6 protein-coding genes and 1 riboswitch are annotated in these 8,791 nt (G+C 58.0%); of the genes, 3 read left to right on the top strand and 3 right to left on the bottom strand.

Annotated features, from left to right (window positions below; genetic code table 11):
* Positions 1 to 11: 11 nt before the first annotated feature.
* The gene (locus Q7T06_RS02255; protein WP_304779443.1) at positions 12 to 326 is read right to left on the bottom strand and encodes a hypothetical protein; all 315 of its coding nucleotides are present in this window, start codon (positions 324 to 326) and stop codon (positions 12 to 14) included.
* A 153-nt stretch (positions 327 to 479) separates the two neighbouring features.
* Positions 480 to 648: riboswitch (yybP-ykoY riboswitch) on the top strand.
* Positions 649 to 666: 18 nt separating this feature from the next.
* Here Q7T06_RS02255 and Q7T06_RS02250 point away from each other — a divergent pair.
* Positions 667 to 1,242 carry a TMEM165/GDT1 family protein gene (locus tag Q7T06_RS02250; protein ID WP_304779439.1) on the top strand — a complete coding sequence of 192 codons (576 nt, stop codon included), beginning with the start codon at positions 667 to 669 and terminating at the stop codon, positions 1,240 to 1,242.
* 69 nt (positions 1,243 to 1,311) lie between these two features.
* Here the strand turns inward: Q7T06_RS02250 and Q7T06_RS02245 are convergent, their stop codons facing one another.
* Together Q7T06_RS02245 and Q7T06_RS02240 are read right to left on the bottom strand one after the other, a co-directional pair.
* Positions 1,312 to 1,794: a DUF1854 domain-containing protein gene (locus Q7T06_RS02245; RefSeq protein ID WP_304779435.1), complete on the bottom strand. Its 483-nt coding sequence runs from the start codon at positions 1,792 to 1,794 to the stop codon at positions 1,312 to 1,314.
* Complete coding sequence (locus Q7T06_RS02240) at positions 1,791 to 3,983, bottom strand: ABC transporter ATP-binding protein (RefSeq protein ID WP_370652331.1); 2,193 nt, start codon at positions 3,981 to 3,983, stop codon at positions 1,791 to 1,793. The genes Q7T06_RS02245 and Q7T06_RS02240 overlap by 4 nt, the downstream gene beginning before the upstream one ends.
* Before the next feature lie 307 nt (positions 3,984 to 4,290).
* On the opposite strand from Q7T06_RS02240, the gene cphA (Q7T06_RS02235) reads away from it, so the two are divergent.
* Both cphA (Q7T06_RS02235) and cphA (Q7T06_RS02230) read left to right on the top strand, forming a co-directional pair.
* Positions 4,291 to 6,459, top strand: coding sequence for a cyanophycin synthetase (cphA, locus tag Q7T06_RS02235; protein ID WP_304779427.1), 2,169 nt, complete (start codon positions 4,291 to 4,293; stop codon positions 6,457 to 6,459).
* Positions 6,460 to 6,587: 128 nt separating this feature from the next.
* Positions 6,588 to 8,791, top strand: a 2,204-nt coding sequence (gene cphA / locus Q7T06_RS02230; protein ID WP_304779418.1) for a cyanophycin synthetase, incomplete at its 3' end; no start/stop codon positions are given.

Raw genomic sequence — 8,791 nt, 5'->3', positions numbered from 1 at the left:
CAGCCGGCTGGCTATTCCTTGGGTATGCTGGGCGGCATCCTTGACGATTCGGGTATCGCTTCCGGCGTGGTTTTATCCGGATTCTTGCGATGCACTTCTTCTACGCCCGGCATCCCGGTACGGTCCGTGTCTACCTGCCCGGCTTCGATATCATCAAAGGCTTGCTTGATGATGGTACGCGGCGGGCTCTGCTGACTGTCGGATGATTCATCGATTTCATGCGGCAAGCGTGGCGTCTTATTTTTTTCATCGACCGTCCCTTGGCCGTCCGATTTTGCGCGATGTTTGCTCGGAGAAACTTGCACTTTCTTTACTGTGGAAACCATGCTGATCCTCCTCAAATTGCTGTTGACTATCTAATGTCAGGCGCTTGCGTCAACGCGATTGAAGTAGGAGTTAAAAAACGCACAATAATTCCCTGCATGACAAAAACACCCGGGCATGCGCGCGCGATGCGGGCGGGTTTTCTGCTATCATTCGCCTCGAACATTGGGGAGTAGCCGTCCTTTGGCAACAAAGGAATCTGTATCAACATTCTTGGCCCGCAGGCCATGGTGCAGATAGTCGACAGACTTGGCGAGACCATAGCTCAAATGACGACCGCATGGGCCGGGGTCGCTGTTTGTGCTTTGGTTATTATTCCGGCCCCAGAAAGTTTATCCCCTGATGGAAGCATTCTTCGTCTCTACCGGCATCGTTGCCCTCGCTGAAATCGGCGACAAAACGCAACTGCTGGCATTTCTCCTCGCAGCCAAATTCCGCAAACCCTTGCCTATCGTGCTGGCGATCCTGGTTGCCACGATCGCCAATCATGCATTCGCCGCTGCTATCGGCACCTGGATCACGACCCTGCTCGGGCCGGACATCCTGCGCTGGGTGCTGGGCGTATCGTTCCTGCTGATGGCGGGCTGGATCCTGGTTCCGGACAAGCTCGATGAAGGCGATGCCAAGCTCGCCAAATACGGCGTCTTCATGACTACGCTGATTGCATTCTTCCTGGCGGAAATGGGCGACAAGACGCAGATTGCAACCGTGGCCCTGGCTGCACAATTCCATTCATTCTTTTGGGTAGTGGCCGGCACCACGTTCGGCATGATGCTGGCGAATGCGCCGGCGGTTTATTTCGGCGACAAGATAGCCAACCGCATGCCGGTCAAGCTCGTGCACCGGATAGCGGCGGCGATTTTTGCGGTGCTGGGGATAGCGACACTGCTGGGCGCAGGCGCACGTTTCGGATTTTAATTTCAGGATTTATTCAAGCCGAACGTCATTCCAGTCATGAGTGTCTTCATGACTGGAACACTGCTGTGCCTACAGGAATCTGTCTAGCAGCTTGCGGCTGGCCTTGTCGAGCTTTTGCAAATCGCGGATCAAAAACTGGATGCCGTGCGCATCGGCAATGATCAATCCGGATTCGCCGACGCGGCGGATATCTTCTTCCCCCTTCAACACCAGCGTCGCATCACCACGGTTGGTGGCCACCGTCCAGGTACTCGGTGAGGCAAAGACAGAGACATGCTTGATCTGCTGTATCTCGGGCAGGAATTCACGATTGGCCAATTCTTCTTCGAGCAAGATGCGTATCTGCTCCGGCAAATCGGTAAGGCGCTCTATCCACGCCAGCTCGCGTCCATCCATGCTGACGATCGCGATGCCGACATCGGGCGCAGCAATCGGAAAGGCCCTCACCGGCACCACGCCTTCATGCACTTCCGTATCGCCGGGCGCCGAGTAAATCAGTTTGCCGTAGGCGTTGCGGCTAAGCTGAAACTGCGTTAATTGAAAGTCGTTCATGCCACCTCCCCGGCTGCGCTGTCTTCAAGCAAATCCTGTTCCGCCTGCCGCTGTTGTGCCTGATACAGTTTGTAATACGCGCCTTCGCGCGCGAGCAGTTCATCGTGCGAACCCACTTCAACAATCAAACCCCTGTCCATCACGACAATGCGATCGGCGCGGCGCAGCGTGGACAGGCGGTGTGCGATGGCTATCGTGGTACGGCCGCGCACCAGGTTGTCGAGCGCCTTTTGTATCTCGCGCTCAGTGGTCGTATCGACCGATGAGGTTGCTTCATCAAGGATCAGGATGTGCGGATCGATCAGCAAGGCGCGGGCAATCGAAATGCGCTGCCGCTCGCCGCCGGACAGGGTTTGTCCGCGCTCGCCGACCATCGAATCGTAGCCATGCGGCAGGCGCAGGATGAATTCATGCGCATTTGCCGCGCGCGCCGCCGCAATGATTTCCTCGCGGCTCGCATCCGGTTTGCCGTATGCAATGTTGTCGGCTATCGTGCCGAAAAACAGGAAGGGTTCCTGCAGCACCAGGCCTATGTTGCGGCGATATTCGGAAATCGGGATCGCGCGCACGTCGACGCCATCGATCAGGATCGCGCCCGCCGACACATCGTAAAAACGGCAGATCAGATTGACCAGCGTGCTTTTGCCCGAACCACTGTGACCGACCAGGCCTATCATCTCACCCGGCTTGATTTCCAGATCGAGGCCGCGTATCACCGCACGATTACCGTAACGGAAACCGATATCCCTGATCGTGATTTTGCCCTGCACCTTGTCCAGATGCACCGGATTGACCGCTTCCGGCACACTCGATACATGGTCGAGGATATCGAAAATACGCTTGGCGCCAGTCGCCGCCTTTTGCGTGACTGAAACGATGCGGCTCATCGAATCCAGGCGCGTGTAAAAGCGCGTGATGTAAGCGAGGAAGGCGGTCAGTACCCCGACCGTGATCAAGCCTTGCGACACTTGCCAGATGCCCAGCGCCCACACCACCAGCAAACCGATTTCCGTCAGGAAGGTCACGGTAGGCGAAAACAGCGACCAGACCTTGTTGACGCGGTCATTGATGGCCAGATTGTGCTTGTTGGCTTCGCGGAAGCGTGCCGCTTCGCGTTTTTCCTGCGCAAATGCCTTCACCACGCGTATGCCGGGGATAGTATCGGCCAGCACATTGGTCACCTGCGACCAGATGCGATCGATTTTTTCAAAGCCGTTGCGCAATTTGTCGCGTACCACATGGATCATCCATGCGATGAAAGGTAGCGGCAGCAAGGTCACCAGCGCCAGCCACGGATTGATAGAAATCAGGATCGCCGCCGTCATCATGATCATCAGCACGTCGGTGAAGAAATCCAGCAAATGCAGCGACAGGAAGACGCAGATGCGATCGGTCTCGGAACCTATGCGGGTCATCAGGTCGCCAGTACGCTTGCCGCCGAAATATTCGAGCGACAGGCGCAGCAAGTGCTCATAGGTGGTCGTGCGCAAATCCGCGCCTATGCGCTCGCTGACCAGCGCCAGTATGTAGGTGCGCGCCCAGCCCAGGCCCCAGGCAAACAATGCCGAGCCAAACAAGCCGCTCAGGTATAGCGCGACCAGACTGGGGTTGATGGGTGCGCCGTTTTGATACGGGATCAGCACGTTATCCATCAAGGGCATCGTCAGGTATGGCGGCACCAGCGTGGCGGCGGTAGAAGCCAGCGTCAGCAGGAAGCCGGCCAGCAACTGGCCGCGGTATGGCCGGGCAAAACGCCACAGGCGAAACAGCGAGGCGGTCGATGGCGCCGGCTCTTCGGCGGCACCGCCTGCCTCGCCATCTTCATCCGGCGATTCTTCAGTGTTTTCCACCTCCGGTTCCGGCACATGGCTCACGCCGGATGCGAGGACGCGGCGCTGCTGTTCAAACTGGGTAATCAGCGCCAGCGCTTCCGGATTGCGGGCCAGCGTGTAACGCCACGTTGCCAGACGCGCCTTTGCATCGTGCAACTCCAGCGTACCGACGCCGGCATGGTCATGGTGCTTGAGCGCAAGGTCGGCGCCATCGCACGGCCATGTTTGCCAGCCGGCTTCACTGCGGGTGCGCGACAGCAGGCGCAAATTGGTCAAAATGATGATGCCAGGTACAAAATGCAAACTTAAATCAAGATCAAGCTCGACATGAGCGAGTATGATTTCATCCTTGCTCAATTGGCTATTTACATCCTGCCACAGCGCAGGAAGAGCATGTCTTGTTGATAACAATGGTGGAAATGCGGTTTTCATCGATGCAGGAAGGGTTTTCGTGAAGAGCGAATGTTCAGTGAACTTGCGACCAGAATATATGGTTTTATCTCTAATTGCCGGCCAGTATATCCAAACGCACCCAACTTGTTGATGCGTATTTGTCCGCGCGTAAAATATATTCAGCAAACACGTAAACCAAAAAACGCCGAGCGCGTTACACCAATTTTAGCCATAGAAGTTTTGGCGCCTACTATCACTATCCGATTACATAATGAATAAGAAAACCATCGATATCATCGATGTGCTCAGTCTACGTGGACCGAATATCTGGACTTATCGCCCGGTGCTGGAGGCATGGGTGGATATAGGCGAGCTGGAAGATTCGCCATCCAACACCATACCCGGCTTCTATGAGCGCCTGAGCGCCTGGCTGCCCAGCCTGGTCGATCATCATTGCGGCGTCGGCGTCCATGGCGGGTTTTTGATGCGCGTGCGCGAAGGCACCTGGCCCGGCCACATCATGGAACACGTGATGATAGAGCTGCAAAACCTGGCCGGCATGCAAAGCGGCTTTGGCAAGGCGCGCGAAACCTCGAAACGCGGCGTCTACAAAGTCGTCGTCCGCGCCCGCCACGAAGAAGTCAGCCGCGCCGCCCTGCTTGCCGCCCGCGACCTGGTGATGGCCGCAATCGAAGACCAGCCCTACGATGTTAAATCGACGGTAGACCATCTACGTAACATTCTGGAATCCGTTGCGCTGGGGCCGAGTACCGGCTGCATCGTCGAAGCAGCAACCGACCGCCGCATCCCGTCGCTGCGCCTGAGTGAAGGCAATCTGGTGCAACTTGGCTATGGCGCGCGCCAGCGCCGCATCTGGACGGCCGAAACCGACCAGACCAGCGCCATCGCTGAAACCATATCCAGCGATAAGGAATTGACCAAAACCCTGCTGCAATCCTGCGGCGTACCGGTGCCTGAAGGCCGTATCGTCAACAGCGCCGCCGATGCATGGGAAGCCGCTGAAAGTATAGGTTTGCCGGTCGTCATCAAACCGCTGGACGGCAATCATGGCCGCGGCGTATCGACCAACCTGAGCTCGGCCACCGATATCGAAGCCGCCTTCTTGCTGGCGGAACAGGAAAGCAGCGACGTCATCGTCGAGCGTTTCATCCGCGGCAACGAACACCGCTTGCTGGTGGTCGGCGGCAAACTGGTCGCCGCCGCACGCGGCGAAGAAGCATCGATCATCGCGGATGGCAAATCCAGCATATTCGAATTGATCAATAGCCAGCTCAACAGCGATCCCCGCCGCGGCAGCAGTGAAGACTGCCCGCTCAACCTGATCCTGATCGACGAATCGGACGATCCGCGCGTCGTCTTGCTGGAACTGGCGCGCCAGGGTTATACGACCGAATCCGTACCGGCCGCCGGTGAAAAAATCCTGGTGCAGCGCAACGGCAATGTCTCGTTTGACGTCACCGACCAGGTGCATCCGAGCGTCGCCGCAGCGGCCTCGCTGGCAGCACGCATCGTCGGACTCGATATCGCCGGCGTCGATCTGGTCATAGAAGATATTTCCAAGCCGCTGGCTGGACAAGACGGCGCGATAGTCGAAGTCAACGCCGGTCCCGGCCTGTTGATGCACCTGAAACCGGCAGATGGTCCGGCCCGTCCGGTTGGACGCGCGATCGTCGATCATTTGTTTGCTGAAAATGAAAGCGGCCGTATCCCTGTCGTCGGCGTCACCGGCTCGCACGGCACCACTGCCGTATCGCGCCTGATTGCCTGGTTGCTGCATTTGCAAGGCACGTATGTAGGCCTGGCTTGCCGCGACGGCTTGTTCCTGCACCAGCGCCAGGTCTTGCACAAGCCTGCCGACAACTGGAATGCCGGACGTCAAGTCTTGATGAACCGCATGGTCGAAGCCGCCGTATTTGAAAACGGCAGCAAAATGATCCTGTCAGAAGGCCTGGCTTACGATTGGTGCGAAGTTGGCGTGGTGACGAATATCGATCCCGCCGTCACGCTGCCGGAATTTTATATCGACGATGCCGACCAGATGAGCAAGGTAGCGCGCACCCAGGTCGATGTCGTCTTGCCGACCGGCGTGGCGGTATTGAATGCCGCCGATGAACGCGTCGCCGACCTGGCATCGCTGTGCGATGGCAGCGTGATTTTCTTCGCCATCTCGCCCGCGACCCCGACGCTGGTCGCGCATCGCGAAAAAGGCGAGCGCAGCGTATACATCAGCGCCGGCGATATAGTCCTCGCATCCGGTACGGAAGAAATCCTGATTAGCAATGCGCTGCAAAATCGCAGCACCCTCGATACCGAAAACGTATTGGCGGCGATAGCAGCAGCATGGGCACTGGGCGTCAGCCCCGATCTGATGCGCGCAGGTATAGAAACCTTTGAACAGACTGCGGTATCTGCCGCCTGATTGCCATGAGCACTGTATACGCACAGCAAGAAACAGAAGAGACTGATACAGTTTATACAACTGCGTCCGTCAATAAAGCGCCTAGCAAAGGCGCTACGAGACAAGCAGTATCGAGAAGGAAGATGTCCATGGAAATATCCCGCGTTCGCGCCCTGCGCGGCCCTAATCTCTGGAGCCGCCACACGTCGATCGAAGCCATCGTGTCGTGCAATGACTCAGAAAAAGACATCGCCGTCATTACCGGTTTTGAAGACCGCTTGCGTACCCGTTTCCCGGAAATTAAATTCATCGATACGGCGCGTCCGAAAACCTCGTTTTCGATGGCCGATGTACTTGAATACGCCGCACTCGGCCTGCAGGCGCAAGCCGGTTGCCCGGTAACATTCAGCCGCACAATAGAAACCGTTGAAAAAGACACTTACCAGGTCGTCGTCGAGTACACCGAAGAAGCGGTCGGCCGGCTCGCCTTTGAACTGGCGCAAAACCTGTGCCGCGCGGCCGTCGAAGACACGCCTTTCGATCTGGCCAGCGCACTGGCACAGTTGCGCGAACTCGACGAAGACATCCGTCTGGGACCCAGTACCGGCGCCATCGTCGATGCAGCGGTCGCACGCGGCATACCCTATCGCCGCCTGACCGAAGGCAGCATGGTGCAGTTCGGCTGGGGCAGCAAGCAATTGCGCATCCAGGCAGCCGAAACCGGCTTCACCAGCGCGATAGCCGAATCGATTGCGCAAGACAAGGAAATGACCAAGCTGTTGCTGAGCGCAGCCGGCGTACCGGTGCCGGATGGCCGTTCAGTCACCACGGCGGAAGATGCATGGCAGGCCGCGACTGAAATCGGCGCCGCAGTAGTCATCAAGCCGCGCGATGGCAATCAGGGCAAAGGCGTGACCGTCAACCTGAAAACCCGCGCCGAAATCGAAGCCGGTTTTGCGGCGGCCAAAGTCATTTGCGACGATGTCGTGATAGAACGCTACATCTCGGGACAGGACTACCGCTTCCTGGTGGTCGGCAAGCAATTGATCGCGGCCGCACGCCGCACGCCGCCAGAAGTCATAGGCGACGGCGCGCAAACCGTGCAGCAATTGATAGACCAGGTCAATCTGGATCCTTTGCGCGGCGATGGCCACGCGACGCCGCTGACCAAGATCAAGGTCGACAGCACGACGCTGGCGACGCTGGAAAAACAGGGTTACACGCTGGAAAGCATCGCCGCCAAAGGCTCGCCTGTGGTGCTGCGCAACAATGCCAACCTGAGCACCGGCGGTATCGCCACCGACGTCACCGACGACGTGCATCCGCAACTGGCTGCACGCGTAGTCGAAGCGGCGCAAATGATAGGCCTCGATATCTGCGGCGTCGATCTGGTCTGCGAAAATGTCCACAATACGCTGGAAGAACAAGGCGGCGGCGTGGTTGAAGTCAACGCCGCGCCCGGCTTGCGCATGCACATCAAACCCTCGTTCGGCAAAGGCCGTCCGGTCGGCGAAGCGATCGTTTCAACGATGTTTGCCGAAGGCGACGATGGCCGCATCCCGGTCGTCGCAGTGGCCGGTACCAATGGCAAAACCACGACGGTACGCCTGATCGCGCATATCCTGCAGGCGAATAAACATCGGGTCGGCATGACCAGCACCGATGGCGTCTACATCGAAAATGAACGCATAGACACCGGCGACTGCAGCGGCCCGCGCAGCGCACGCAATGTATTGATGCATCCGGACGTAGATGCAGCCGTGTTTGAAACAGCACGTGGCGGCGTCTTGCGCGAAGGCCTGGGCTTCGATCGCTGCAACGTCGCGGTCGTCACCAATATCGGCGTCGGCGACCATCTCGGCCTGAATTTCATTTCCACCGTTGAAGATCTGGCCGTCGTCAAACGCGTCATCGTGCAAAATGTCGCGCCCAACGGCACCGCCGTATTGAATGCCGCCGATCCTATGGTGGTCAACAAGGCGACCAGCTGCCCCGGCCACGTGACCTTCTTTGCAAAGGATGGCCATCACGCCGTGCTGGCCACGCACCGTGCGCAAGGCCATCGCGTGCTGTATCTGGATGGCGCCGCAATTGTCGCCTCCGAAGGCACGTTCGAACACCGGATACAGCTGGCCGATATTCCGATCACGCACAATGGCTTGATCGGCTTCCAGATTGAAAACGCGATGGCTGCCATCGGCGCTGCCTGGGGGTTGGGCCTGGACTGGGATGTCGTGCTGAATGGCTTGCGTACATTTGAAAACAGCGCAGCCACCACGCCCGGCCGCTTCAACCTTTTTTCGCACCGCGGTGCCACCGTCATTGCTGACTACGGCCACAATCCGGATGCGAT

The organism is Herminiimonas sp. (assembly GCF_030645555.1).
GTDB lineage: Bacteria > Pseudomonadota > Gammaproteobacteria > Burkholderiales > Burkholderiaceae_D > Oxalicibacterium.
The sequence above is the reverse complement of the archived record's forward strand: the minus strand, read 5'-3'. Positions and strand labels throughout refer to the sequence as shown.